Raw genomic sequence first — 26,056 nt, forward strand, 5'->3', positions numbered from 1 at the left:
TTATCCTTGGTTAATTAACTTAAATTTTCGCAAAGCTCTGGTAAGTAAATTTGGTACTGGAGCGTCATTATAATTCTTAGAAGGATTGTTAAATACTGGACGCTTTTCTGGTTCGTGTAAGTAACGATAATAGAGAAATAAATCTCGATAGGGAAACTGAATATTTTCTCCACCACAGACGGCTTGGTTGATATTAGGAGGAATCCCAATGTAATGAATATAAGTTAGTCGATTACCGCGATCGTAAAGAATATGTTCTCGTTCCTCGAAGTGTTTGGAGCCAGCAGAGCATCCTGTTTTTTGATTATCTGGTAGTTGGCAAGCAAAGTTATAAATAGAAAGATTAGACTTCATTACCATGTAGTTGATTAATGGTTGTTCGCCAGCGCCACCATACAAAATTTCTGACTCCCCATTTTGCAAATGTGAGATTAGCCAATCTCTTTTTTCTGAGTCAAATAGCCCTTTTTTTGCGCCATAAAAGCCTGAACAAAATATTTCAGAATCAATGCGCTTTTGCTCAAAAACTTTTAGCAATTTGGGAGAATCAATATTATATATTTTACTAACGTCTTTAAATTGGAAATCGTAGACCACAAAATCATAACTATCTAGCTTTTCAAATACTCCTGCGAGTGAATTCATCACCAAGGTGTCTGCATCTAAATAGATAAACTTCTCGAATGGCCCATCAAAAGCGCAAAAACGACGGTGAGCGCCATAAAGACGGGATTTACTCCGATTCAATCGTTCTGGGGCTGCTGCAAGCATAAATTGATCCCAGCTGTTGATTGATTCTTGGTCATCGTAAAGAAATACATTAGGGCGTTTCGCTATTTCATCAGCAATCCGTTGTGTGCGATCGTCGAAAGGATAGATACAAACAGGAGTTTCTGGGCCTAAGATAACATCAATACTGTTGAGTAAAGCCACCAGTTGATCGAAAACATAATCATTGCCAAGGGTACAAATACCATTCATAATTTATGAGTGTTGATCGACAAAGTTTGATAACCAATTAAGCAGGTTTAATTTGTGTAAAATGATTTGACGTGCTTCTGCGATCGCATCTTTGGCAGCATACCAAGCATCAGGTGTAGCTGTCACTTCTTGGATGTAGGCAATACCTTTTTCATCTAAACTGGGCAAGCGCAAAAAACTACCCGGTGGCAATAATTTATCAGCAGCCGGGCCACCATAGTAAATTGGTAAACACCAAGCAAGTAAACTATCCCAAAGTTTCTCACTCACATACCAATTATTATCAGCATAGTTTTCAATTGCTAGATTGTAATAGTATGGTGCCATGCCATACCATTTGTTGCTTAGTTCTCCCGAACTGTTCGCCCATTCTGGTAAGTTACGCCCATACAAATCAAATTTCATGCCACTAGATTGCAAAGATTGTAAAAAATCTAAACGCTGGCGATGATTGACTGTGCGGCTAATTCCCGAAGTAATCCAACTACATGGGGCAACTTTTGGGGGCGGTGGCATTTCATTTAAATCTTGAAATGAATTTGAATGATACCAAATAGCAGGCATATAGTCAGGAATGGGAGCAAAATCATCGGGGCCAGAAACGTAGCCGCAATACTTTTGGGCTTCTTGATAATTATAATTAGTTATTTTTACAACTTCATCTAAAGGCGGTTCTCTGAGCAAATAAATAATCCGCTCTTTATTGACACCACGCAGTAAAGATTCAACATTTACTACTGAGTTTTGCTGCTGTTTGCGAAAACTATCTAACCAAGATTTTGGCGGCGATGCTTGAGGAAAATCAAATTGATATAGCAACATAAAATCTGGCTGTTGTGCCATTTTTAACATTTGCATGTTCTTCCAAACACCAAAGTAATGCGGAGTTTGTTGCCATAACCAATCTTTGTTTTTAGCCAGACCTGAATAGCTGCTAATCATCCCAACAGTTTTAATAGTCATATAATCGTATTTATTCGGTTTTTTGAGGTTGATAAGGATAAATTAACGATAGTAGATTAACAGAATAATTTTTTTTATCTTGATAAATTAAAACTGAGGAGTAGCCTAAGTTAGCTGCGGCGTTGGCACAAAGAACATCATGAATTTCGTGTGCTATGTCAGGCTTGAATGATAGCTCTCCCGTGTCAAAAATATATTGATTTTTCTTTGAAGAATTTATCATTTTTTTGGATGATGGTTTTTTTAAAGATTCTGGTATAAGTATTTTTGTTCCTGACATTAACTAAAATTAAACTTGAGTTTCAAAAACTTTTAATATATCTAATAGGTAAATAGCAGATTGATAAGATTCTGCAATTAATAGATTTTGTTTTTGGGGTTCGGATTCTAATTTATCGGCTAGTAAGCGCAGAGAGCTAATCAGAGGATAGAGACGCGTGCGAAACTCATCCGAAATCTGACTAAAATTTTGATACTGATTATTTTCATCTTGATTTTGGTTTATATCTGACGATAACTGCCAGTTAATTTTCAGGTTAACTACATCGCTGAAGAGATCGATGGCATTGAGAACTTTTAAAGCTGAGTTATATGATTGGTCAATTAATTCCTGCCGTTCTTGAGAATTGTCTACTAAATCGTCAACTAATAGTCCCAGGAAACCAATCATTGAGTTAAGCCTTGTACGCAGTTCGTGAGAAATGCGGTTAAAGCTGGGATTAGTTTTGGTGGATTCAGTCTGAACGGCAAATTGCATTGAGTAGAGGCGTGAGTAGTAACCCCCTTTTTGTAAAAGTGTTTCATGGGTTCCCACTTCTACCACCTGTCCTTGATCTAATACGGCAATTTGATCGGCTTTTTGGACTGTGGAAAGGCGGTGAGCAATTACCAAGGTTGTGCGATCGCGACTTAAGTCGTCGATTGCAGCTTGTACTAAACGTTCGGAAACGGTATCTAAAGCGCTGGTAGCTTCATCTAAAATCAAAATTTCGGGATTTTGCAGCAGGGCGCGAGCGATCGCTAATCTTTGCCTTTGTCCACCAGACAACATGACGCCGCGATCGCCAATTTGACTGTCGAATCCTTGAGGTAATTTATCAATAAATTCATAAGCATTTGCTCGTTTGGCTGCTGAAATTATTTCATCTTCAGTAGCTTCAGGTCTTCCATAAGCAATGTTATTTCGCACTGAGTCATTAAAAAGAAATGTATCTTGACTGACAATTCCCATGTGTGTTCTGAGAGATTTGATATCAAAATCACGCAGGTCTGTGCCATCGATAGAAATACTGCCAGATATCGGATCGTAAAATCTGGGTAAGAGGTCAGCCAAGGTAGACTTACCTGCGCCAGAACCACCTACCAAAGCGAGAGTTGTAGCACGGGGTAAAAATAAATTTACATCTTTGAGTACTAACTTTTCATGACTGGGGTAGCCAAAGGAAAGTGAATTAAAACGTATTCCTTCTTTTAAGTTTATGTAGATCGCATTACCGTTTTTCATAAACGGCTTGCGATCGCGACTTAAAAACTCACTCACTATTTCTACGCTAGTAGCACTATTGGCAAAGCTACTACGAAGACTATTTAACTGAGAGACCAAAGGAAGGAGTCGCAGTAATACTAATAAATATGTCAGTAGTACCGTTGAAATGAAAGAAACTTGGTTGGCGAAGAAAGTTTTACTCAAGAATACAATCATCAGTAAGGCTATAACTCCCATCACCTCACTTATCGGCCCGATCGCTTGGGAGTTTACCTGAGATTCAAAATCTGCTTTTTCGCGATCGCGGATTAATTTGGTAATCTTTTGATATTCTCTGTCTTCATTGGCAGTTGACTTTACCAAACGAATTCCATTCAAGGTTTCTAAAACACTGATGGAATAAGATGTAGACATTTCTGATAGTTGTTGACCAAATTTTTTCGCTCTACTAATTGTGTATTGATTGATTAATGTTATAAAACCCAATAAGATTGTTGCTGCGATTGTTAGCTGCCAAGAAATTGCTAATAATAAACCAACAAAAACTAAAATTGTAATTATTAAAATAATTAAATTGATAATACTCCCGATAGCGCTAGAAGTACGGGCAGTTTCCGAACCTAGGCGATTAATAATATCGCCTACTTTCGTTTTTGAATAATAGTCTATATCAATATCTAGCAATAACTTTAAGCTAGCTTCGCGAATATCCGCATTTAATCTCCGAGTGAAAACACTTGATGTTAAAATACTAAAATAACTAGATAAGTTTTTTAAGAAAATTATAAGTATAATTATTCCAGCCATTCCCAAATTTCGAGAATTTTCGGGAAGATTATCAAATGGAAACATCACAGCTTTGAGAATCGGAGGAAAACCAGTTAAATTGACTGGTTGTCCGACAATTCTCAAAATTACTGGCACAATCAAAGTCACACCGACACCATTAAATAAAGCACCAGAAAATCCTAACAGCATTGTTAGGATAATTAAACCTGGATAGGGTTTGGCGAATCTTAGGATTAGTTGACCTTTAGACATTAGTTTTTATCATCATGATTTACTTAGTATTAACATAGGTTAGAAATTAATTAAAGCATTAATTAATTGTTTTAGTTATTAAATATCAATCTTTATACATTTAATTAATTTATTAGTTATAACTGGGCAATTACTGACTCCATAGTAGATGCCATTTTCTCTACGCTATATTTTTCTAAACATCTATTTCTCGCTTGTTTACCTACTTCGTTAGCTGTTTCTAAATCTTGAAATATTAATTTAATTTGTTCTGCAATTTGTTCTGGAGAAGCTGGATCGACTAAATAACCAACTTCATTTAAAATTTCGGGAATATCTCCTACTCTTGTTGCTAAAACTGGCTTTGCCATTGCCATACCATCCATGAGTTTAATCGGAAATTGTGCCCTTGCCACAGATGTATCTCGTTGAGGAACTACTACAATATGGGCCGCAGCCACAACTTCCGGCATTTGTTCTATTGACGTTTGAGGCAGCATAATAATCCACTGTCCCCAGCGTTCAATCAACTGTTCATCATAGTTATCGTAAGGATTACCACCAACAATCACTAACCTGAGGTCGGATTCTTGTAACTGGTCAAGTGCCATTAAAACATCCTCTAGACCCTTGTGCGGTCGAGGCGCACCAGGGAACATGAGAACGCGATATTCAGCTAAACCATATTTTTGGCGACTGATTTGTGGATCGTACTTTTGAGGATCAAACAAGCAAGTATCTTTACCATTAGGTATATAAATACCACCAAAACGATTCAGCAAGAATTGAGTATCTGCTGTAATCGCATCGGCATGATTGATCAATGACTCCATCCACTTTAAGTAAAGTGGATGATCTGGATTCCTTAAAGCACCTTCTTTTTTGAGAAGTTCTCTAGCTAACTGTTTCAAATTAGGGCGATACTGCCACTCATCGCCGCCATACCAACTTAATTCCCAATCATCAATATCTAAAATAACTGGTCTATGGCTGCGGATTTTGTTAATTAAAGCTACACCATAACTTGTAGGTTTTGGTTTAACAGCACAGATAATATCTCCATCTATCTTATTTAAAATTTGCCTGACAGAACCGAACAATTGTGGATAATCGCAGCCTGGAAGACAGAATATTGCTAAATCAGATGGTGGCTCTGGATAAATATTTTTTCCAAATAAAAATCCTAATACTTCTACTTCATAATTTAATTTTTTAAAAATTTGACTTAGCAAATATGCTCTGTCAATTCCACCTTTAGAAAAGTTAGGCGTGAGGATTGAAACCTTTAATTTTTTATTTTGTTTATTCATAATAAATTAGGTGTCAGTCCATCAATATACAAATTTTTTTGAGGAATTTTTAATATTTCATGGTAAAGCGTCAGCATTTCTGAAGCAACAGTATCCATTGTACGTACTAGCTGGATACCTTGACGTAATTTAGCTAGCAAGTTGGCGTCTTTGGCTAAAATGGCGATCGCTTCAGCCCATGCTTGGACATCTTTCGCTGGAATTAACCAACCATCGATGCCGTGACGGACTAACTCAGCAATTCCTCCTAAATTTGAACCAAGTACGGGAATACCCATAGCTTGTGCTTCTAAAGCAACTATGGGCCCAGTTTCTAACCACTGCGACGGTATTGCGAGGATATCGAAACCTGCTAATGCCTCTGGTACTGCTTCGCGTGAAAGTGGTTCAGCAATGCGAATCCGACTATCACGAGCAGCGATCGCCATAACTTTTTCACGATTGGCAGCACCGTATTTTCCCGGATGAGTAGCATGAATAATTAATTCCACAGATACATCATTCGGTAGACTATGTACTGCTTCTACTAAGACTTGTACCCCTTTAGTTTCTTGCCAGCGACCCAAAAAGCCGATTTTTAATGTATTTTTTAGTTTGTTTGGTATTACTTCGCGTTTGAAAGTGTTAGCAACACCTTGCCGACAGACAGTAAGTTTTTCGGGAGGAACGTTGTTTGCAACAAAAGCATTGTATTGCCAATTACTCGTTACAACAATGCGATCAGCTAGTTTTGCTAGTTGCATTAAATTGCGTCTATGTTGAGACACTAAAGTAGGAATGCCAAGAGCTTTACCAAGTAGGCGTAGCTTAAAACTTTTAGAGGTAAGTAATTTTGTTTCTGCTGCTACCCCAACATCCAAGGGAACTCGACTTAAATTCTTGAGCATCCAAGGTGCTACTTGCTTTGGTACTCCCAAACATTGACTACAATTAACAGAGTCAATCAGCCCATCGCAAGGTTCTTTGTCCCAACGCATCATCGTACCACGCAGACATATAGGCTCAGGCATGTGCACAGTGACAACAGTCGCCATCCCTAACTGGCGGGCGAGAGCAAGATGATGTAAACCGCAGTCAAATCGCCATGAATGTTGATGGTAGACATCGGCTCGATTCTTTTCTAGCCAATTAGCAAAAGTTTTAAAGCCTCCGTGGGGTAACTGTTTGTGTACCTGTATCTTACTGGGGTTAGAAAAAACAGGATAACGATAAACACTGATGCCATTGTATTCGTAGGTATCTTCCTCTGTACCTTGTTGAGGAGCAGCAACAATACTTTCTAGTCCATGTACTTGTAAACCATGCAGGAGTGAATCTAAGTATACTTCAATACCACCTGATGAATCTGGAAAATACCAGCTAGTTGTATGGATTAGCTTCATCTATAAACCTGCAAGGAAAAAATTGGAAAGCTCATTTTTTTACCATGATTGATTGTTCTATTTTTTCATTATTAACATCTATCTTTTATAAATAACCCGAGTTAATCTATAAAATTCTGTAATACTTAGTAAGTATGTACGAATAAAAATTTTTCGATTACTGATTTTGGGTTTTGAGTAAATAAGACAATTTAGGGCAAAAATAACAGAATAAATCTAACTTAGCTTTTACATTTCCTCCCAGAGAAATTTTACTGATATGCCCAGATCGTAATTTATAGTTATTTAGCATATTTATAAGTATTATTACGCATACATAGTATCATAGTATTCATGGACTTTCTCAACCTTTTCTCACTGAGATATTTAAGATTGCTGATAGATTCCAAAGTATTTACTGGAAAGGGAGATATTAAGTAATGCAAGTAATCAGGCTTGAGGCACTCTCAGATAATTACATATTTTTGCTAATAGATCGCCAGCAACAAATTGCTGCTGTTGTCGATCCAGCAGAGGCTGAACCAGTACTAAAGCAACTTGCACAGTTAAAAGCTGAGTTGGTAGCGATTTTCAATACACACCACCACAATGACCATGTAGGCGGCAATCAGCAATTAATAAAACACTTCCCGCAACTAACAGTCTACGGTGGCGTAGAAGATCGCGGGCGAATTCCAGGACAGCAGGTGTTTTTACAACAAGGCGATCGCGTTGAGTTTGCCGGTCGCATAGCTGAAGTTATTTTTGTTCCCGGACATACCCGCGCTCATATCGCTTACTACTTTCCCCCTGAAAAATCTGGTGAGACAGGCGATTTATTTTGCGGCGATACCTTATTTTCTGGCGGTTGCGGTCGCTTGTTTGAAGGAACACCAACTCAAATGGTAGACTCTTTAACCAAATTGCGCTCTCTACCAGATGATACGCATATCTGGTGTGCCCACGAATACACTTTAGGAAATCTGCAATTTGCCCTAACTGTAGATGGCGACAATGCCGACTTACAAAAACGCTTCAATGAAGTGAAAAACGATCGTAGTCGAGGAGAAGCTACTATCCCCTCGTTGCTGGGAATGGAAAAGCGAACCAATCCCTTTTTACGTTGGGATCAGCCATCATTACAATCAACTGTTAAAGGTAGCGATGGAGTGCAAACTTTTGCGCGGATGCGGGAAATGAAAAATAAGTTTTAGGTATTGGGGATTGGGGATTGGGGATTGGGGATTGGGGATTGGGGATTGGGGATTGATTATTCTCCCCTGCTCCCCTGCTCCCCTGCTCCTCTGCTCCCTCATCCCTTATCCCTCATTCCTCCAACTTTCTAGCGCTAATAGTTGCGATCGCACCCTTCCTTTCGCTAGGATCTGTAAGCTCTAGGGTATGGGCAAAGCTACTTGGGACAAAATACTCATTTCAAGAGTTGTAAGTTCTGAAAAAACACTCGTTCTTCAGGACTTTTTACTCAGCACTGGCTCAATTCATGCTACTGCTAACAGCGCTGTTTTAGTGAGCTATGCTGCCCAAACCCACCCAAATTAATCAGATTTTACAGGAAAAACGAAAAACGATGGCGAAACGCGTGCAGTTAGTTTTAAATCAGGATATCAGCAAGCTGGGAAAATCTGGCGACTTAGTGGAAGTAGCTCCTGGCTACGCTCGTAACTATCTGATTCCCCAGAAATTGGCAACCAATGCCACTCCTGGTATTCTCAAGCAAGTAGAACGCCGTCGTGAGCAAGAGCGTCAACGGCAATTAGAACTCAGACAACAAGCTCTTGAGCAAAAAGAATCTTTGGAAAAAGTTGGTAGCTTGACAATTGCCAAGCCACTTGGTGAAAACGAAGCAATTTTCGGTACTGTCACCACCCAAGATGTTGTAGATGCAATTAAGGCAGCCACTGGTCAGGAAATCGATCGGCGTGGAATTACCATCCCCGATATTAACCACCTTGGTACTTATCAAGCCGAAATTAAGCTGCATTCGGAAGTAGCGGCGCAAGTCGATATTCAAGTAGTCGCTAGCTAACTCACCAGAGGGACGAAGGGATCAGAGAGCAATAGAAACTCGTAACTCTTAACTTTTAGCTTCTGTACAGACGCGATTAATCGCGTCTCTAGCAAAATCTCAAAACTAAAATCGTTTATGGCTGAAGAATTGAGTTTTCAAGGGCTAGGTAGCGACCGCCTCCCACCCCAAAATATTGAGGCAGAAGAAGCGATTTTGGGGGGTATTTTGCTAGATCCAGAAGCGATTAGTCGAGTTAGCGATCGCCTCCTTCCCGAAGCTTTTTACATTAGCGCTCACAAAGATATATATCAAGCAGCTGTGAGGCTCCACACCCAAGGGAAACCCACAGATTTGCTCTCAGTCACCAGTTGGCTGACTGACCATGAAATGCTATCCCGCATTGGTGGTAGAAATAAATTAGCAACTCTGGTAGACCGTACAGTGTCAGCCGTGAATATTGACGCCTTAGCAGGGTTAGTTATGGAAAAATACCTGCGGCGACAGTTAATTAAAGCTGGCAATGAAATTGTACATCTTGGTTACGAAACAGAAACCGAGTTACCACAAGTTTTAGATCAAGCAGAGCAGAAAGTTTTTAGTGTTACTCAAGAACGCCCTCAATCGGGTTTAGTTCATATTTCTGATACTCTAATTAATAATTTCCAGGATATTGAAGATAGAAATCAAGGCATCGCCTTACCTGGAATTCCCTGCGGATTTTACGATTTAGATGCCATGACCAGCGGCTTTCAACGTTCAGATTTGATTATTATTGCGGGTCGCCCATCAATGGGAAAAACTGCATTTTGCTTAAACCTTGCTCATAATATCGCTGCTTCTTACAAATTACCAGTTGCTTTTTTCAGCTTGGAAATGTCCAAAGAGCAACTGACGCAACGTTTATTAGCTAGCGAAGCGCAAATTGAAAGTAGTTATTTGCGAACTGGTCGCCTCAGTCAAACGCAGTGGGAACCTTTAAGCCGTGCTATTGGTATCCTTTCGGAGATGCCGATTTATATTGACGATACGCCAAATATTACAGTTACACAAATGCGTAGTCAGTCAAGAAGACTGCAAGCTGAAATTGGAACTGAATTAGGATTAGTTGTAATAGATTACCTGCAATTGATGGAAGGAGCAGGTGATAATCGCGTCCAAGAATTATCAAAAATTACGCGTCAACTCAAAGGTTTAGCGCGGGAATTATCTGTACCAGTTATTGCTTTATCTCAGTTGAGTCGAGGGGTAGAAGCACGCACTAACAAGCGTCCAATGTTATCTGATTTGAGAGAAAGCGGAAGTATTGAACAAGACGCCGATTTAGTAATAATGTTGTACCGCGATGAATATTACTCTCCCGATACTCCCGATCGCGGCATTGCAGAAGTAATTATAGCTAAACACCGCAATGGGCCTACAGGTACTGCGAAACTTTTGTTTAATCCACAATTTACAAAGTTTCAGAATTTAAAAATTTAGCCATTGAATTAGGGACTGGGGATGGGAGACTGGGAGAAGCCAATGCCCAATGCCCAATGACGCCAGTCGCCTCAAGTCGGGAAACCATGCACGGCAGTTCCTCCTGGGGGAACCCCCAAGACGTGACTGCCTCACCACGGCGCTGGCTCCCCAATGCTCTTGTTTTTACCTAACTCCTAGTAATTCCACTTCAAAAATTAGAGTTGCATTGGGTGGAATCACGCCACCAGCACCACGAGCGCCGTAACCTAACTCAGATGGGATAATTAACTTACGAGTACCCCCTACTTTCATGGTGCTAAGTCCTTCATCCCAACCTTTGATTACCTGTCCAGCACCAATTTTAAAGCTGAAGGGTTGACCGCGATCGCGTGAACTATCAAACTTAGTACCATCTTCTAGAGTGCCCACATAGTGAACTTCAACCGTTTGTCCAGGTTTGGGAGTCGCCCCAGTCCCCTCTTTTAACTCCACATACTTTAATCCAGAGGGAGTAGTTACGGCATTAGCATCAGACATAGTATTACTCGCAATTAAGATATTGTTTTCAGTTACAGTTGTGGACGCTGGCGGCGTTTGGGTTAACTCGGCAGCAATGGCAGTATTCTGTTTACTGCCTACTTGCCCCACAACCAACAGCACAACACACACCAGCATGAAAGCCACACTGAGGAAAATTGGTTTCAAAATCAGTTCTCCTTACTTAGGTATCCTGGCAAAAAGATTACCAACAGGACACATTTAGTTTAAATCAGAAAGGGCATTTTAACGCCAAAGCTTATTTTCTAAATCGCGTAATTGACGCTCTAAACGGTCAATTCTACCTCTCAATTCGTCCACTTCTGACTGACGAGCCACCCCCAAATCCTGCATCATATTTCGCATTTGCCGTTGCATTTGGACATCGAAGTTTCCCTGTTCCGACTTTAACTGCTGGGCAATGTCATCTATTACCGCTTTGGCTTGCTCAGGATTGAGCTTGCCATCTTTAACTAAATCATCGCTGACTTGCCGCAGTTTTTCTGCGACTATAGAGGTTGTGCCAAGACCCACCATCATTAATTGTTGCAACCAGTTGTTGTTGTCCATACTCCTTTCCTCTTACTTATTAACCAGCCGACCCTTGCTCTTGAGTGTAGGCAATCAAGCTTCTTAAAGCGTAGTTATTCTAGCCTACAGTTCTATTTTGGCAAATTGGCAAGCACAAAGATCAAAGGACGTGGTTATACAACTGTTTAAGGTTGCCCAAATTTACTTATTCCCACGATGTCAGAAGAGATTCCCTCTAAATTACAAAACTCACACTCATCTTTTATGGTGAATGTGAGTAGTTCACGGGAAGATTTTATCTAGACAGTGCTGAATATCCAGGATTGATCGTTTAAGGAGAAGTTAAATTTGTGTACGCCATTTCTCAAAAGCGATTTCGTAATCCTCTGATTTACTCTGATAAACACTCCACCAATGAAAAAATAGTCCCAACCCCCATCCTAATATTGGGAAAATAGCCCAAAAATAACTAGGACTAGTGATTAAATTTAAGAGAATGAGGAATAAATTCACTGCTAGGAAAGAAACAAAGTGTGTCCAAAAGGCTCTGCGTCGGAAAGTATTAAATGTGTGTCGCGAACGTTCCTCTTCTTTTTGAGCCAACCACTTTTGTTCAGTTGTTTCCAAAATTATAGAAGAAATACCTAACTCAGATGCCATTTCTAAAAGCTGTTCTCGTGAAAATTCACCTTCCTGTTTACGAGTGAGTGCTTTTTGCAGGATTTGTTGGACATCTTCTGAATCGTAAGTCATTTTAATTACCTTATAAATTTGTGTGTATATCTGCCTTTGATTTCACTAAATTATCGATCGGCTTCGTTCAATTCAATTAGCAAATGCATCCACATTTTGCCTTTAATACTTAGTTATATTCACAACACTATTATTTTCTCACAATTGATTTAGGGCTACTGTATTTGTCAATACCTCTATAATTGCTTTGATGAGAGCGATCGCTGTTACCGCATTAAGCCAAAGATTACTAGCAAAGAGATGCATTATGCGGTGTAAGAGGTTGGTAGACCGATTTCAGATAAAGATCCAACTACATTTTGCTGCCTCAATTGAGTAAACATTGCTAAAATCACTCTTTTGAATTTATAAAAATATTAAATTTAATGGAAGATTTAAAATATCAGCAGCAGTGTACGCTACCTAGTAGTCTGTCAAGTTTAATTTGCTCGGTTCGTAGTTTATGCTTCAGCGCTGACTACAAATAATCCGCACCCTTCAATTATTTCTTGACTGACCTGTGGTAATGCGTCAATAGAGGACTCAATCAATGGGATATGTAATTGCTACTGCCAATATGAAAGGTGGCGTTGGTAAAACCACCCTCACTGTCAACTTAGCTACTTGTTTAGCTAAAAATCATGGTAAGCGGGTGCTTGTCCTTGATTTAGATAGCCAAATTAGCGCCACACTCAGTTTGATGTCGCCTTTAAATTTTGCCAAGCTTCGTAAACAAACTAAGACATTTAGGTATCTGATAGACGAAGTTATCAATCCAAATCCACAAGCAAAACTCACAATTCAGGATATTGTTCAATCCCAGGTTTGTAATCTTCCCGGATTAGATTTATTACCGGGGGATATCGATTTATATGATGAATTTGTTGTTTCGGAAATGCTGCATCAGCAAGCAACTGCTTTAGGCGAACAGGACTTTGAAACGATTTGGAACCGCTTTGAAAGAGTCTTGATTAATAACATCTTAAAACCAGTACGTCAAGAATATGATTTTATCCTTCTTGATTGTGCCCCTGGCTATAATCTATTGACTCGTAGTGCTTTAGCCGCCAGCGATTTCTACATACTTCCTGCTAAACCAGAACCATTATCTGTAGTAGGTATTCAACTGCTAGAAAGACGGATTGCCCAATTAAAAGATAGTCACGGACATGAAACCAAGATAGATATAAAAATGTTGGGAATTGTATTTAGTATGTCCAGCGCTAACCTGCTCACTGGCAGATATTATAAACAAGTAATGCACCGCGTTGTAGAAGATTTTGGTGTTGAAAAAATTTGTAAGGTACAAATACCAGTTGATGTCAACGTTGCTAAGGCTGTTGATAGTTTTATACCAGTTGTTTTAAATGCTCCCCAATCAGCAGGTTCAAAAGCTTTCTTTCAGTTAACTCAGGAGTTGTTGCAAAAGCTATAGCTCTAGTTAATCATTGATGAATAACATGATTTCCGATTTTTCAATTAGAAATATGAATGTAAAGACGTAGGAGTGCTACGTCTTTACAAGGGTTTTAGGCAATAAATAATTTATTTCTGGAAATGTCTATGTCTATTAAGTAGGCCGCAAATCTGAACCTTTCAATTTTTACAAAGGTCTGAAGAAAGATAATTTATACTTACTTGGTGAGAAACAAGCTACATAGAATAAATCTCAAATACCCAATTGAAAATTCTCTATCAAGAAGACTCTTTGGGCATGAGGTCAATCTAAAATCTCAAATCTACAATTCAGTATTAAATAAGTTATCTTTTCTGAAAGTTCAGCAGTTATACGGAAGCTATAATTAGTGAGATTCAGCTATTGAGTGAAAAGGTCAGTAAATCTCACTAAAAAACTAATGGTTAGTAACGATTCTGCGCAGGCACAGAACAATCAGCACTTGCTAATGCGCCTACCACGGACTCTGAGTTATCTCGAAACCTGGGGCTTCGGGTTAACTGGTCATGTTGGATGGATTGGTACTGCCCCCATCATTCATGCAGCGTTAGGACCGAAAGCTATCTTAGTTTGGTTTTTTGGCACGATTATTTCCTTTTTGCTAAACTTGCAGGTACAAAGTCTAGGTAGACATTGGTCAGATGTCGCTGGAGGAACACCAAACTATACCACAAGGCTATTAAAAAACTTTCCTGCCTTAGGCCGTTACGTAGCATTAGGATACTTTTTTAGCTGGGCAGCAGCACCAGCACTGTATGCAATTATTCTCACTAACTTAATTAAATACAATTTTGAAACATTACATATTTCTTGTCCAGAAACTTGGTTAAAAGTTTTATTTACAACAATTCCTTTTATTTTAGCGTTCAGTGGTACCCGTGCTTTGGCGCTTCTGCATTTATTTTTTGTATTCCCAGCGATTTTACTACTGTTATTGTTTTGTGTTCAAGGCATATTATGGTTAGTCTTGTCATCTGCTAATTTTAATTCTCTTTTAACTAGCACGCATAGCCTGACCTTTCAAGAATGGGCAAAGTGGTTTTTTCTAGCTAGCTATTCAATTTATGCTTGTGAAACCACTTCTTCTTTTGTTGCTGATAGTCGCCACCCATATAAAACTTTAAAGTTTTTAACCGTAGCTGCTTGGTTAATTCCTCCGGTGTTTCTAGGTGGTTCTTGGGTATTAATGTGTTCCCCTCACAATCCTACACGTGATGGAGTTTTCTTCAATCTATTCACGGCTTCTAAGCCTTTTTGGGGTGAATCTGCCTCTTTTCTAGTAACACTTCTGATTACTATATCTTGCCTTCTAAGTTCTGCTACAGCAGTTTCTAACTCTCCTCGGATATTATATCAGCTTGCCTTAGACAGACAGCTTTCCCCTATATTTGCATTAGTTTCCCGTCAAGGTGTCCTTGGCCCTGCTATTTTAGTTACTTTTCTACTCAGTTTGCTTTGTCTAAATTTAGGAAATGTATCTCAACTTGTCACAGTAGCAGGCACTTGTTATCTCATGTCCATTATGGGGTTACATCTAGGATTATGGGTGTCTCGGGGCAAATCATACGTGTTATGGCCTTGGTTGTCACTTGGTTTTTTCTTGTTAGAAGCAGTAGTTCTAATAGTGGGGGGTTTAGCTTGGAACTGGAAAAATTTATTAGTGGGATTATTATTACCCATTATTTTGACGATTGGAGATTTAGTACTACGTCGGTTAACATTTGCGCCATTACACCCAAATTGGTGGACACAGCGTTACGATACTAAGCTCAATAGAAACAATCCAGATTTTGTAGTATTACAAGTGATTGTTTTAGTATCATTGATTTGTATTACTGCCACAATCAGTTGGGTTATTCGCGATTTTATAGCTCGACTTTCTAATCATCCTCAAAATTCTTTCCTAGCAATTTTATTAGTGACGCTTTCTTTTACAGGTGTTGCGATCGCTTGCTGGACAACTTTACCACAAATTATTGCTATTGATGAAGCACGCAAACAAGCAAGAAATCTATTTATTACGACTCTCGATACTGTTCCAGATACTGTTTTAGTATTAGATGAAGACGGAACAATTTCTCAGACAAATGCAGCTGCTGAAGAATTATTTCAAACAAGTGTTCAGCAGCTGCTTGGAAAAAACTTGAATCAAATTCTAATATGCTATCGCGGTAAACCGGAGCAATGGTCTACTAGAAGTGAGCAAACCTTGAAAATTAACCAAGGTTTGCGAATTGTTGAATCGACAATTTCACAGCCATTTAATTCTCTGCTACGGGAGTATATTGTTATTGTCCGTGACATCACTAAGCGGAAGCTAGCAGAGGAAGAATTAGTCCAGTATCGTTATCAACTTGAGCAGTTGGTGTTAGAACGCACTATTGAACTGATTAGAGTTAATCAACAACTTCAACAAGACATTGTTAAACGTCAAGAAGCACAAGAACAATTACTGCACAACAGTCTTCATGATGGACTAACTGGATTACCTAATCAACGATTATTTATGGAGCGGGTGCAGCAAGCAATAGAACAGGCTAAACAGCAAAATAATTATTTATTTGCCGTACTCTTTTTAGACCTAGACCGTTTTAAAGTTGTTAATGACAGCCTGGGACATCTACTAGGAAATCAACTTTTGATTGCAATTTCTCATCGGCTAAAGTCCGTTCTGCGGGGTGGAGATATAGTAGCTCGTTTTGGCGGAGATGAGTTTACAATCTTAATTGAGGAAATTGAGGATATCAACACCGCTATACAGGTTGCAGAGCGAATTAAAAAGGTGCTAGCTTTGCCATTTCAATTAAACGAGCATCGAGTATTTACTAATGTTAGTATTGGCATCGCTTTAAGTAGAGTAGATTATGAGCAAGCAGCGCAGATTCTACGCGATGCTGATGTGGCAATGTATTGTGCCAAATCACTTGGTAAGGCACGTTATGAGATTTTTGATCCAAAGATGCACGAAGGTGCAGCTTTGCTTTTAGAGTTAGAAACTGCTCTGCGAAATGCGCTGCTCAAGCAAGAAGAATTTCGCCTTGATTACCAGCCAATTGTTTCACTGACAACTGGGAAAATTATTGGATTTGAGGCACTGATACGTTGGTATCATCCAGAACGAGGACTTATTTCTCCTCAAGATTTTATTCCCCTGGCTGAGGAAACTGGAATGATTATTAGTATCGGGCAATGGGTGCTTTATGAAGCCTGTTACCAAATGCACAAATGGCATAAACAATTTCCTAACTCGGAATCTCTGACAATTAGCGTAAATTTTTCTGGTAGACAAATCACTCAACCTGATGTGTTTAAACAGGTTAAACATATTTTGCAGCAAACTGGACTAGAGCCGTGCTGTTTGAAATTGGAGATTACTGAAAGCTTGTTGTTAGATAATTTTGAATTAGCTACCACTGTGCTTTCCCAATTAACAGCGCTGAATGTCGAGATGCACATGGATGATTTTGGGACTGGCTATTCATCCTTGAGTTATTTGCATCGTCTACCAATCAAAACCATTAAGATTGACCGCTCTTTTGTCATTAGTATAGGTAGTCGAGGAGAAAATTTAGAAATTATTCGAGCGATTGTAACATTAGCCCATAATTTAAATATGTCTGTAACAGCAGAAGGCATAGAAACTGTAGATCAATTAGCACAATTGAAAGCTTTACAATGTGATTATGGGCAAGGGTATTTTTTCTTACCACCTATGGAAGGGGCAGAAGTAGAAATACTCCTTGCTGCCAACTTGTGCGGAAAAAACTTTTTAAAAAGATAAAATCTTGGAAGCAAATTCTGTTTAGAAAAACGCCTTTTCAAACTGGACAATGAATTTCAGTTGACAATCTACTCTTAGTGTAGCGCCGACTGTAGCTGGAAATTATCTACATTATCAAGCAGTCCTTCTTCTAACAACAGTTCGTTAACAAAAATATCAATTTTGTGGCGATCGATATTTTGCATGACTATAATGTGTACCCAATTTTCAAAAGTTGCTAATTGCCACTTTTTAATTAACCTTTGAGAAGGTTTTTGAAATACTACGGTATTGGAAAATTTATTGAGCATACATGGATATTCTCTGATTTTAAGTTGTTGAAAAAGATATTGGGCATTATCTATACAGGTCTTTGCTTCCTTCGCTAATCCATCATAACCTCTTGTTTTTATTGCATACCAGAGAATCAGAGGGGTATGACCGTTTCTAGAACCCAGAATTGTTGTATCTGACGAACCAATATATTCAATTACTGTTTCAACTTTTTCTACCCATTTTTTCTTAGTTAAAACTACACCACAAGGCAAAGGAGAACCAATGAATTTAGCAGAAATAGCTATACTATCTATGGGTTTTTGAAAGTTAACTTGCGGAGCACCATCTAAAAAGGGTAATATCAATCCTGAAAGAGCCGCATCACAATGAATGTAGTAATCTTTAATCTGGTTGCGCTTTAAAATTTCGATAACTTTGTCTAAGTTATCAATTGCACCTTTGACAGTAGTCCCAATATTTAAACTAACGATCGCAGGATGATTGCGATTTTCGCAAATGAGTTTTTCAAAATGTTCATAATTCATTTCTCCATTAATTTGTGAGTTAACAACATTGTGTTGAATGCGGAATAGTTTTGCGGCTTTGGGTATGGAGTAATGAGAGTCTTGTGATGAGTAAAGAATACCATTAGGGTAGATTTCTCTTGCTAAGAATATTCCATATAAATTACCTTCAGTTCCGCCAGCAGTAACATAACCCCAAAATTCATTTTCTGGGATTTTATAGAGGTTGGCAAAAAAAGATAACACTTCTTGCTCAAACTTACGAGAATGGAGACCAAAATCTGGTTCAATATATGGATCTCCAGCATTATTTAATAGAAACTTGAAAAATTTAGCGATCGCACTATAATCACAACTTAAATTATATGGATAGCCTGCATGAAACTGCGATCGCTGTTCTATTTGTAGCAAAAAATCAGCCAATTCATTAACAACTTTATTTGACATATCTCTGTTTCTCTTAAATTTTGATTCAGTTAATGGATGTTTTAAACTAAGTTACACGTATTAATCCATACCTTTATTTTTTCTTAATAATACGCTTATTTAGCCTTTCTACTGTAGATAATACAGTGAAAATACTGATAAGTATTCAGTACTAATACCCAACTATATTCTGTAAAAGTACATTATATTTATATTTTCATACTGTATGAAATAATACAATGCGTATTACATTGAATATTTTTTCAGTGACTGCAACCTGATTTAATCGCATATTTAACGTTGTGCTAGTTGCGTAATTTCTAGGACTGACTCGGCTATCCAAACGAATTCCGCTTATGCAGACTTCATCAAGCTAAAAAGGTATTTCTCTTAGAGGTTGTTTGAAAAGTGATTGGCTGTGATTTTAATTGCATAGTTACCCCCCTTAGTCCCCCCTTATAAAGGGGGGAAACAAGAAAAATCCGGTTCCCTCCCCTTTATAAGGGGAGGGTTAGGGAGGGGTAAAAAATACTTGATACATCAATCGTGACTTTTCAAACATCCTCTTAATTAAATATGTATTAGCGCTCTTTCAAGAAACACTTGTCCAAACCCTTATAAAATCAAGCTTTTAATTAATAAAATGTTTTTTTGATTCATAGCTTTTGCAGACGCTAACGCGAACGGCATAGCTTCTCTACGAGACGCACTCGCGTTCGCTTATAGCAAGGAGCGTTACCCGTAGGGCTTGGCGTAGACAGAGCCATATCTACTAATAGATACTATTCTCAACAAGCGGTTGAGAGTTTTACTATGACTATTCATTTAACTGGGACAGAAGACTTTGGTGAATTTTGCGAAGATGTGCAGTTGTTTAACGACTATGAGGGAAAAGCACAATTGTCTACTTGGTTTGGTAAATACAGTCATCGCTGGACTTCTCTTCGCCATGACATTGAGCTAGCAATCCATGAAAGTGAGTACTCCGAAACAGTAATTATTGAAGGCGAACATGATGATTTGCCTTTTCTGACATCTAAATTTTTTCTTTGTGGTGGTGTGAGAACTACTACGCCAAATGTGCCTGGAGTTAGTGACGATTACGATGAAGTAGCAGGCTACAACTACCTATTTTGCTTGCCAAATATTCGGGAATTTGAGCATTTTCCCGCAAACCAGCGCAAGCAGTGTATTAATATTTATTGGTATCCTGATTTACTTTCTAGTTTCCAGGGAAGCTTCGATCGATTACCTGCTTTACTCCAACAGTTGATAGAAAATCCAATTAAACAGCGATTCCATCAACCGTTAGGAACAACCACGCCTGCAATGCGGTTGGTACTCAAACAAATATTGCAGTGTCCGTTCCAAGAAACACTTAAACTAATGTATTTAGAAGCAAAGGTGTTGGAACTACTAACACTTCAAATTGCTCAGTGGGAGGGAAATCAGCAGGTATTAAAGCGATCGCTTTATTTCCGTCCTAATGAAATTGAACGTTTGTATCATGCTAAAGCTATTTTAAATCAAACGCTACCGCATCCACCTTCTCTAATGAATCTAGCCAAAGAAATCGGACTTAATGACTTTAAGCTCAAGCGGGGATTTCGAGAAGTATTTGGAACTACAGTCTTGGGATATGTGCAATCTCTACGGCTAGAGCAAGCACAACAGCTACTTCGAGGCACTAATCTCACAATTCCAGAAATTGCTGCTCAAGTGGGTTACGAGAGCATAAGTCATTTTGGCTATCTGTTTAAGCGACAATTTGGCATGACTCCTAGAGAGTATCGGCGACAAAAAGGATTGTAGCAACAAGGACATCCCGATTCCGCCTAAAAAATCCCGTTTCCATATAGGTGCGATCGCTCAATTTCCTCTATTCTCATAAACAGGGTTTAAATAAAAATTATTCTCAAAATAGACTTTGTTCTGTTTTGAAAAATACGATTAGGTGTGTGGAGTGATGAAACTGGTGCGATCGCTATTTATTTCCTGTTTTTTTATTGCTGTTGTCATACAACCAACTCAGGCAAAGCAAGTAACTGAAATTCAAAGTGTACAAGAACTAGACCGTTCTGCAAGAACAGTCAAAGAATGGTTTGCTCAGATACAACAGCAGAACCCGCCAGCGCAAAATCAGGAGGGTGAAGTTGTACAAGTGACTTCTGTGAAGGCAAATCCCACATCTAAGGGTGTGGAGATAATTTTACAAACATCAAAAGGAGAACAGTTACAAGTAGTTAATCAAAGTTCTGGCAATAATTTTATTGCTGACATTCCTAATGCTCAACTGCGTTTACCTAGTGGTGATGCATTCACATTCCGTTCTATTAAACCAATTGCAGGGGTTAGTGAAATAACGGTAACAAACTTTAATGCCAATTCTATCCGGGTGAGTGTAACGGGGGAGGCAGGTGTACCAATTGTCGAGTTGTTTGACAGTCCAGATGAGGGTATTATCTTCTCTGTTGCAACTGCTGCATCTCCTGTGCAACCACAGCAGCCAGAAAGTCAAACACAACCAAGTCAACCATCCACACAAAGTAATGAACCGATTGAACTTGTGGTGACGGGTGAACGAGACGAAGGCTATAACCCCTCACGAACGAGCGTGGGAACGCGCACGGATACGCCTTTGCGAGATATTCCTCAAACAATTCAAATTATACCGCAACAGGTAATTAAAGATCGTAATGTTACTCGGTTGCGAGATGTGTTGAATAACGTTAGCGGTGTTGCACAGAGCGGTGGAGACTATGGTGGAGAAGGGTTTGGTATTGGTGACTATTTAATTCGGGGCTTCCGGGGACAAACCACACTCAATGGTTTTACAGGCACAGGTTCACCAGGAGATTTTTCTAACGTTGAACAAGTTGAAGTAGTGCGCGGCCCAGCATCTGTATTATTCGGATCGGGCGATCCCGGAGGTATAATTAACGTTACCACCAAACAACCGCTATCAGAACCATTCTACGAGGTTGGCTTCAATGCTGGTAGTTATAATTACTACCGGGGAACGGTCGATCTTTCCGCTCCACTCAATCCTGATCGCAGCCTACGCTATCGTTTGAACATTGCGCTTCAGGATTCTGATAGTTTTCGAGACTTTGTAGGGACAAAGCGATTCTTTCTTGCACCTACCATCGCCTGGGATATCAGCGATGATACAAAGCTCACCCTGAACTTTGAATACCTCAATAAAGAAACAGCATTTGATGTTGGAGTCCCAGCGTTGAGTAATGGCTCGTTTGTACTGCCGATTAATCGCTATTTTGGCTATCCTAGTGCGAATGACATTAACACCACCCAAATACAGGGAGGCTATACCTTAGAACATCGGTTCAATAAAAATCTTCAACTGCGTAATTCGCTATTCATTAGCTCGCAACATATAGATTTGATAGACAGTGAATATGGCACTTTGTCTGATGACCGATTTATTACAGGTACGTATGTCAAAGATAAACCTGTATATGAAACTTATGCGATGCAAACAGGGCTGATCGCAAACTTTAATACTGGTTCAGTAGCCCATCAGGTGCTGTTTGGTTTCGATGCAAACCGTGTGACGAATTTCTTTTCTTCTCTGACTGCACCCTTGCCGCCACTGGACATTTTCAACCCGAATTATAATATCGAATTACCCACTGATACCACTCTCAGCCGTTCTATTTATGTCACTCAATCCTATAGTGCTTACCTGCAAGATCAGATTAAGTTGCTAGATAACCTGATCCTAGTGGCTGCTGGGCAATTTGATTGGGTGAACAACACAGGCAGCGATATTATAGCAGGTACTGTTAATAGAGACTACGGTGAAGCGTTTAGTCCGCGCATTGGTATCGTTTATCGACCGATCGAGCCTGTTTCAGTCTATGCCAGCTACAGCCGTTCCTTTTTGCCTAATAATGGTCGTTCTCGAACGAATTCAGCTTTTGCTCCGTCACGCGGTACTCAGTATGAAGTGGGCATTAAGGGCGATTTTCTTGATGGGAAACTGTCAACACTTTTAGCCGCTTACGACATCACAAAATCTAACGTTTTGACGACCGATCCAGTCGCTCCTAACTATTCAATTCAGGTTGGAGAACAGCGCAGTCGCGGCATTGACTTGAGTGTGACTGGTGAAATCTTACCGGGTTGGAATTTGACAGCAGGATATTCTTACATTGATGCTCGGATTACTAAAGATAATACGTATGAGGTGGGCAGTCTGCTGAGAATTACACCAACTAATTCTGTTTCTTTATGGACAACTTATCGAATTAAAAGCGGTGATTTGCAAGGTCTGGGCTTTGGGTTTGGCACATATTTTGTGGGCGAGCGCCTTGGTGATCAATTTGATCCGCCAAACTTCAAGCTACCAGCCTACACGCGATTCGATGCGGCTCTATTCTATCGACGCAATAACTGGGAGGTAGCAATTAACGCTGAGAACTTGTTTGATGTGGAATATTATACAGAGTCGCGCAATTCTGCTTCAAATTCTCCAGGTGCGCCTTTTACGATTATTGGGTCATTAACCGTGCGGTTTTAATTGAGAAAACCAATCTAGTATTTTGACATTATGCAGAGGAGCATCTACCTTGAATTCTAAAAAAGTACGCAACTTGATATTCACCATACATCGTTACTTGGGTCTAACGCTAGGATTGATTGCAATCATCATCGGCTTGACGGGTAGTTTATTGGTTTTCCACACAGAAATTGACAGCTTCGATCAATCTCATCAAAGTGGTACTATTATCCCTCAAAGAAAACAACTACCAATCGAAGTTGTCCTTAACACTGTCAAAAAAGCCTACGCCAACCAGCCAGATACAACTATTCAACGATATTACCCACCCCCAAAGCCAGATCGGTCAATAAAGGTTATTCTCAAAACAAAAAAAATTGACTGGCTACCAATCTACGTTAACCCTTACACAGGGGTAATTCTCAACCCTAACTCCACCAAGCCAAGCTCAATCCAAAAGATATTTTTTGACATTATCTATCCACTCCACTACACCCTCTTAAGTGGTGACATTGGCACGAAGTTTGTGGGCATTGTGGGATTACTGTTCACAATCTTGAGCATTACAGGCATTATCTTATGGCCTGGTTGGCACAAGTTGATTGCTGGCTTCAAAATTAAATGGAACGCTCATCCTAAACGAGTAAATTTTGATATTCACAAAGTTGCTGGTGCGATCGCAGCGACATTTTTAGTCTTTACTTTTTTCACAGGCTTTTGCTGGAACTTTTCGGAATTTGTCAACCCGATAATCTACGCTGTTACCTTCTCCAAACCTCAACCCAATTTGGTTTCTGTACCGATTTCCGGTCAGTCTCCACTTGGACTACAAGACCAGTTAAAAATTGCTCAAGCTGCTCTACCCAACGCATCACTTAGTCTAATTGGCTTTCCAAGTAAACCAGAAGAGACTTTTTGGTTTAACTTTAATCTTGGTGATGTTTCTCTTGACCAGTATAGCGGCAAGGTTTTACAAGTATCTACAAGCGCGACTGCATCATTAGGCGATCGCATTCTCAATTCCTTTAATGATTTGCATTACGGTACTTTCTGGGGATTACCATCTCGGATTTTCTACGTCTTTGTCGGACTAGCACCGTTAATTTTATTCATTACTGGTTTTGTGATGTGGAAGTATCGCTATCGAGCAAAATCTCCTACAGAATTTATTAAACGGCCTATTTTAAGATAATTACAACTAAAAAGCGCCCCCCATTCCTGGAGGGCGCTTCTTATGGAAGCTAATCTTCAGAATTAACCGTTGATAGCAGGAGCGGTTAAAGCTACAGGAGTAACATCACCAGCAGCCAAATCTAGGGGGAAGTTATGAGCGTTACGCTCGTGCATTACTTCCATACCCAAGTTAGCGCGGTTGATTACATCTGCCCAGGTGCTGATGACACGACCTTGGGAATCAATGATTGACTGGTTAAAGTTGAAACCGTTCAGGTTGAATGCCATCGTACTGATACCTAAAGCGGTGAACCAGATACCGACGACAGGCCATGCTGCGAGGAAGAAGTGCAGTGAACGGCTGTTGTTGAAGGAAGCGTATTGGAAGATTAGACGACCGAAGTAGCCGTGGGCTGCAACGATGTTGTAGGTTTCTTCTTCTTGACCAAACTTGTAACCGTAGTTTTGTGATTCGGTTTCGGTGGTTTCACGCACCAAGGAAGAAGTTACAAGTGAACCGTGCATCGCACTGAACAATGAACCACCGAATACACCAGCCACACCTAACATGTGGAAGGGGTGCATCAAAATGTTGTGTTCTGCTTGGAACACAATCATGAAGTTGAATGTTCCAGAGATACCCAAAGGCATACCATCAGAGAAAGAACCTTGACCGATTGGGTAGATCAAGAATACTGCGGTAGCGGAAGCCAGAGGTGCGCTGTAAGCTACGCAGATCCAAGGACGCATTCCTAAGCGGTAAGAAAGTTCCCACTGACGACCCAGGTAGGCAGCGCAACCGATCAAGAAGTGTAAAATTACCAACTGGTAAGGGCCGCCATTGTACAACCACTCATCTAAGGAGGCAGCTTCCCAGATTGGGTAGAAGTGCAAGCCGATGGCGTTTGAAGAAGGAACAACTGCACCAGAGATGATGTTGTTTCCGTAAATCAAAGAACCTGCAACTGGTTCGCGGATACCATCAATGTCCACAGGAGGAGCAGCGATGAAAGCAATTACGAAGCAGGTTGTAGCAGCTAGTAGGGTTGGGATCATGAGTATACCAAACCAACCAATGTATATGCGGTTGTCGGTGCTGGTGATCCACTCGCAGAAGCGATCCCATACACTAGCGCCGGAGCGCCGTTGTAAGGTTGTGGTCATGGTTTTATAAGTGCTATGCGTTGTTAAATATGGAATAAGCGATTTTATTTTCGCCTGTTAAAATTCAGTCTACATGAAATTACTTTGACGCGAACTGTGACTTAATCTTCTGTAACATAATTATTTAAAAAGCTCATCAAACTCTAAAGTTTTTCTACTATAAATAATGGTGATAAAAAGTAGTGGATTGAGGCTTTGTAAGCGATTCTGCCAACAAACTATTTATCACTTTTAATCATGCGATCGCCTAGTTACCTTCATTTACACTTCTTTACAATTAGCCTGCCAGAAAGATTTTAAATCTTGCTAATTTGTAACGAGATAATAAGTTCTCTGTTGTCTGATAT

19 protein-coding genes are annotated in these 26,056 nt (G+C 39.6%); 8 read left to right on the forward strand and 11 right to left on the reverse strand.

Going from position 1 to position 26,056, the window contains the following annotated elements; translation table 11 throughout:
• The 6 genes from V7K79_RS28215 to V7K79_RS28240 all read right to left on the reverse strand — a co-directional run bounded on the left by V7K79_RS28215 (nt 1) and on the right by V7K79_RS28240 (nt 7,142).
• A complete protein-coding gene (locus V7K79_RS28215) occupies nt 1-981 on the reverse strand; it encodes an Npun_R2821/Npun_R2822 family protein (RefSeq protein ID WP_335052608.1) in 981 nt (326 codons plus the stop codon).
• 3 nt (nt 982-984) lie between these two features.
• Nucleotides 985-1,944, reverse strand: coding sequence for a glycosyltransferase family 10 domain-containing protein (locus V7K79_RS28220; RefSeq protein ID WP_335052610.1), 960 nt, complete (start codon nt 1,942-1,944; stop codon nt 985-987).
• A gap of 10 nt (nt 1,945-1,954) precedes the next feature.
• On the reverse strand, nt 1,955-2,224 hold the full coding sequence (locus V7K79_RS28225; RefSeq protein WP_335052612.1) for a hypothetical protein: 270 nt from the start codon (nt 2,222-2,224) through the stop codon (nt 1,955-1,957).
• Nucleotides 2,225-2,233: 9 nt separating this feature from the next.
• Complete coding sequence (locus V7K79_RS28230) at nt 2,234-4,471, reverse strand: ATP-binding cassette domain-containing protein (RefSeq protein ID WP_335052614.1); 2,238 nt, start codon at nt 4,469-4,471, stop codon at nt 2,234-2,236.
• Between the two features lie 116 nt (nt 4,472-4,587).
• Nucleotides 4,588-5,760 carry a glycosyltransferase family 4 protein gene (locus V7K79_RS28235; protein ID WP_335052616.1) on the reverse strand — a complete coding sequence of 391 codons (1,173 nt, stop codon included), beginning with the start codon at nt 5,758-5,760 and terminating at the stop codon, nt 4,588-4,590.
• Nucleotides 5,757-7,142, reverse strand: a complete 1,386-nt coding sequence (locus V7K79_RS28240; RefSeq protein WP_335052618.1) for a glycosyltransferase — start codon at nt 7,140-7,142, stop codon at nt 5,757-5,759. The genes V7K79_RS28235 and V7K79_RS28240 overlap by 4 nt, the downstream gene beginning before the upstream one ends.
• A 419-nt stretch (nt 7,143-7,561) precedes the next feature.
• On the opposite strand from V7K79_RS28240, the gene gloB reads away from it, so the two are divergent.
• From gloB to dnaB, 3 genes are all read left to right on the forward strand, one after another.
• Nucleotides 7,562-8,335: a hydroxyacylglutathione hydrolase gene (gene gloB / locus V7K79_RS28245; RefSeq protein ID WP_335052620.1), complete on the forward strand. Its 774-nt coding sequence runs from the start codon at nt 7,562-7,564 to the stop codon at nt 8,333-8,335.
• 374 nt (nt 8,336-8,709) lie between these two features.
• The gene (gene rplI, locus V7K79_RS28250; protein WP_335052663.1) at nt 8,710-9,168 is read left to right on the forward strand and encodes a 50S ribosomal protein L9; all 459 of its coding nucleotides are present in this window, start codon (nt 8,710-8,712) and stop codon (nt 9,166-9,168) included.
• A 117-nt stretch (nt 9,169-9,285) separates the two neighbouring features.
• Nucleotides 9,286-10,629 carry a replicative DNA helicase gene (gene dnaB / locus V7K79_RS28255; protein WP_335052622.1) on the forward strand — a complete coding sequence of 448 codons (1,344 nt, stop codon included), beginning with the start codon at nt 9,286-9,288 and terminating at the stop codon, nt 10,627-10,629.
• 165 nt (nt 10,630-10,794) lie between these two features.
• Here the strand turns inward: dnaB and V7K79_RS28260 are convergent, their stop codons facing one another.
• From V7K79_RS28260 to V7K79_RS28270, 3 genes are all read right to left on the reverse strand, one after another.
• Nucleotides 10,795-11,316 (reverse strand): FKBP-type peptidyl-prolyl cis-trans isomerase, encoded by a 522-nt coding sequence (locus V7K79_RS28260; protein ID WP_335052624.1) that lies wholly within the window; start codon nt 11,314-11,316, stop codon nt 10,795-10,797.
• Between the two features lie 78 nt (nt 11,317-11,394).
• On the reverse strand, nt 11,395-11,718 hold the full coding sequence (locus V7K79_RS28265) for a phasin family protein (protein ID WP_094352173.1): 324 nt from the start codon (nt 11,716-11,718) through the stop codon (nt 11,395-11,397).
• Between the two features lie 303 nt (nt 11,719-12,021).
• Nucleotides 12,022-12,432 carry a 2TM domain-containing protein gene (locus tag V7K79_RS28270; RefSeq protein WP_335052626.1) on the reverse strand — a complete coding sequence of 137 codons (411 nt, stop codon included), beginning with the start codon at nt 12,430-12,432 and terminating at the stop codon, nt 12,022-12,024.
• A 529-nt stretch (nt 12,433-12,961) separates the two neighbouring features.
• Between V7K79_RS28270 and V7K79_RS28275 the strand changes: the two genes are divergently transcribed.
• Both V7K79_RS28275 and V7K79_RS28280 read left to right on the forward strand, forming a co-directional pair.
• Complete coding sequence (locus tag V7K79_RS28275) at nt 12,962-13,846, forward strand: ParA family protein (protein ID WP_335052628.1); 885 nt, start codon at nt 12,962-12,964, stop codon at nt 13,844-13,846.
• A 421-nt stretch (nt 13,847-14,267) separates the two neighbouring features.
• Nucleotides 14,268-17,648 (forward strand): amino acid permease, encoded by a 3,381-nt coding sequence (locus V7K79_RS28280; RefSeq protein WP_335052630.1) that lies wholly within the window; start codon nt 14,268-14,270, stop codon nt 17,646-17,648.
• Between the two features lie 74 nt (nt 17,649-17,722).
• Here the strand turns inward: V7K79_RS28280 and V7K79_RS28285 are convergent, their stop codons facing one another.
• The gene (locus V7K79_RS28285) at nt 17,723-18,874 is read right to left on the reverse strand and encodes a histidine decarboxylase (protein WP_335052632.1); all 1,152 of its coding nucleotides are present in this window, start codon (nt 18,872-18,874) and stop codon (nt 17,723-17,725) included.
• Between the two features lie 792 nt (nt 18,875-19,666).
• Here V7K79_RS28285 and V7K79_RS28290 point away from each other — a divergent pair.
• The 3 genes from V7K79_RS28290 (at nt 19,667) to V7K79_RS28300 (ending at nt 24,564) form a co-directional block, all read left to right on the forward strand.
• Complete coding sequence (locus V7K79_RS28290) at nt 19,667-20,665, forward strand: helix-turn-helix transcriptional regulator (RefSeq protein WP_335052634.1); 999 nt, start codon at nt 19,667-19,669, stop codon at nt 20,663-20,665.
• A gap of 154 nt (nt 20,666-20,819) precedes the next feature.
• The gene (locus V7K79_RS28295; RefSeq protein WP_335052665.1) at nt 20,820-23,393 is read left to right on the forward strand and encodes a TonB-dependent siderophore receptor; all 2,574 of its coding nucleotides are present in this window, start codon (nt 20,820-20,822) and stop codon (nt 23,391-23,393) included.
• Between the two features lie 49 nt (nt 23,394-23,442).
• Nucleotides 23,443-24,564, forward strand: coding sequence for a PepSY-associated TM helix domain-containing protein (locus V7K79_RS28300; protein ID WP_335052636.1), 1,122 nt, complete (start codon nt 23,443-23,445; stop codon nt 24,562-24,564).
• A gap of 62 nt (nt 24,565-24,626) precedes the next feature.
• Here V7K79_RS28300 and psbA read toward each other — a convergent pair whose 3' ends face one another.
• On the reverse strand, nt 24,627-25,709 hold the full coding sequence (psbA, locus tag V7K79_RS28305; protein WP_335052638.1) for a photosystem II q(b) protein: 1,083 nt from the start codon (nt 25,707-25,709) through the stop codon (nt 24,627-24,629).
• Between the last annotated feature and the right edge of the window lie 347 nt (nt 25,710-26,056).

The sequence above is a fragment of the Nostoc sp. genome, assembly GCF_036917575.1.
Classification (GTDB): domain Bacteria; phylum Cyanobacteriota; class Cyanobacteriia; order Cyanobacteriales; family Nostocaceae; genus Nostoc.

What these genes read in the sequence shown, in the direction of transcription:
- V7K79_RS28290 (WP_335052634.1), top strand. Translation starts at nt 19,667, where the DNA reads ATGACTATTCATTTAACTGGGACAGAAGACTTTGGTGAATTTTGCGAA.
- V7K79_RS28240 (WP_335052618.1), bottom strand. Translation starts at nt 7,142, where the DNA reads ATGAAGCTAATCCATACAACTAGCTGGTATTTTCCAGATTCATCAGGT.
- psbA (WP_335052638.1), bottom strand. Translation starts at nt 25,709, where the DNA reads ATGACCACAACCTTACAACGGCGCTCCGGCGCTAGTGTATGGGATCGC.
- rplI (WP_335052663.1), top strand. Translation starts at nt 8,710, where the DNA reads ATGGCGAAACGCGTGCAGTTAGTTTTAAATCAGGATATCAGCAAGCTG.
- V7K79_RS28270 (WP_335052626.1), bottom strand. Translation starts at nt 12,432, where the DNA reads ATGACTTACGATTCAGAAGATGTCCAACAAATCCTGCAAAAAGCACTC.
- V7K79_RS28230 (WP_335052614.1), bottom strand. Translation starts at nt 4,471, where the DNA reads ATGTCTAAAGGTCAACTAATCCTAAGATTCGCCAAACCCTATCCAGGT.
- gloB (WP_335052620.1), top strand. Translation starts at nt 7,562, where the DNA reads ATGCAAGTAATCAGGCTTGAGGCACTCTCAGATAATTACATATTTTTG.
- V7K79_RS28275 (WP_335052628.1), top strand. Translation starts at nt 12,962, where the DNA reads ATGGGATATGTAATTGCTACTGCCAATATGAAAGGTGGCGTTGGTAAA.
- V7K79_RS28215 (WP_335052608.1), bottom strand. Translation starts at nt 981, where the DNA reads ATGAATGGTATTTGTACCCTTGGCAATGATTATGTTTTCGATCAACTG.
- V7K79_RS28295 (WP_335052665.1), top strand. Translation starts at nt 20,820, where the DNA reads ATGAAACTGGTGCGATCGCTATTTATTTCCTGTTTTTTTATTGCTGTT.
- V7K79_RS28235 (WP_335052616.1), bottom strand. Translation starts at nt 5,760, where the DNA reads ATGAATAAACAAAATAAAAAATTAAAGGTTTCAATCCTCACGCCTAAC.
- V7K79_RS28225 (WP_335052612.1), bottom strand. Translation starts at nt 2,224, where the DNA reads ATGTCAGGAACAAAAATACTTATACCAGAATCTTTAAAAAAACCATCA.
- dnaB (WP_335052622.1), top strand. Translation starts at nt 9,286, where the DNA reads ATGGCTGAAGAATTGAGTTTTCAAGGGCTAGGTAGCGACCGCCTCCCA.
- V7K79_RS28220 (WP_335052610.1), bottom strand. Translation starts at nt 1,944, where the DNA reads ATGACTATTAAAACTGTTGGGATGATTAGCAGCTATTCAGGTCTGGCT.
- V7K79_RS28265 (WP_094352173.1), bottom strand. Translation starts at nt 11,718, where the DNA reads ATGGACAACAACAACTGGTTGCAACAATTAATGATGGTGGGTCTTGGC.
- V7K79_RS28285 (WP_335052632.1), bottom strand. Translation starts at nt 18,874, where the DNA reads ATGTCAAATAAAGTTGTTAATGAATTGGCTGATTTTTTGCTACAAATA.
- V7K79_RS28280 (WP_335052630.1), top strand. Translation starts at nt 14,268, where the DNA reads ATGGTTAGTAACGATTCTGCGCAGGCACAGAACAATCAGCACTTGCTA.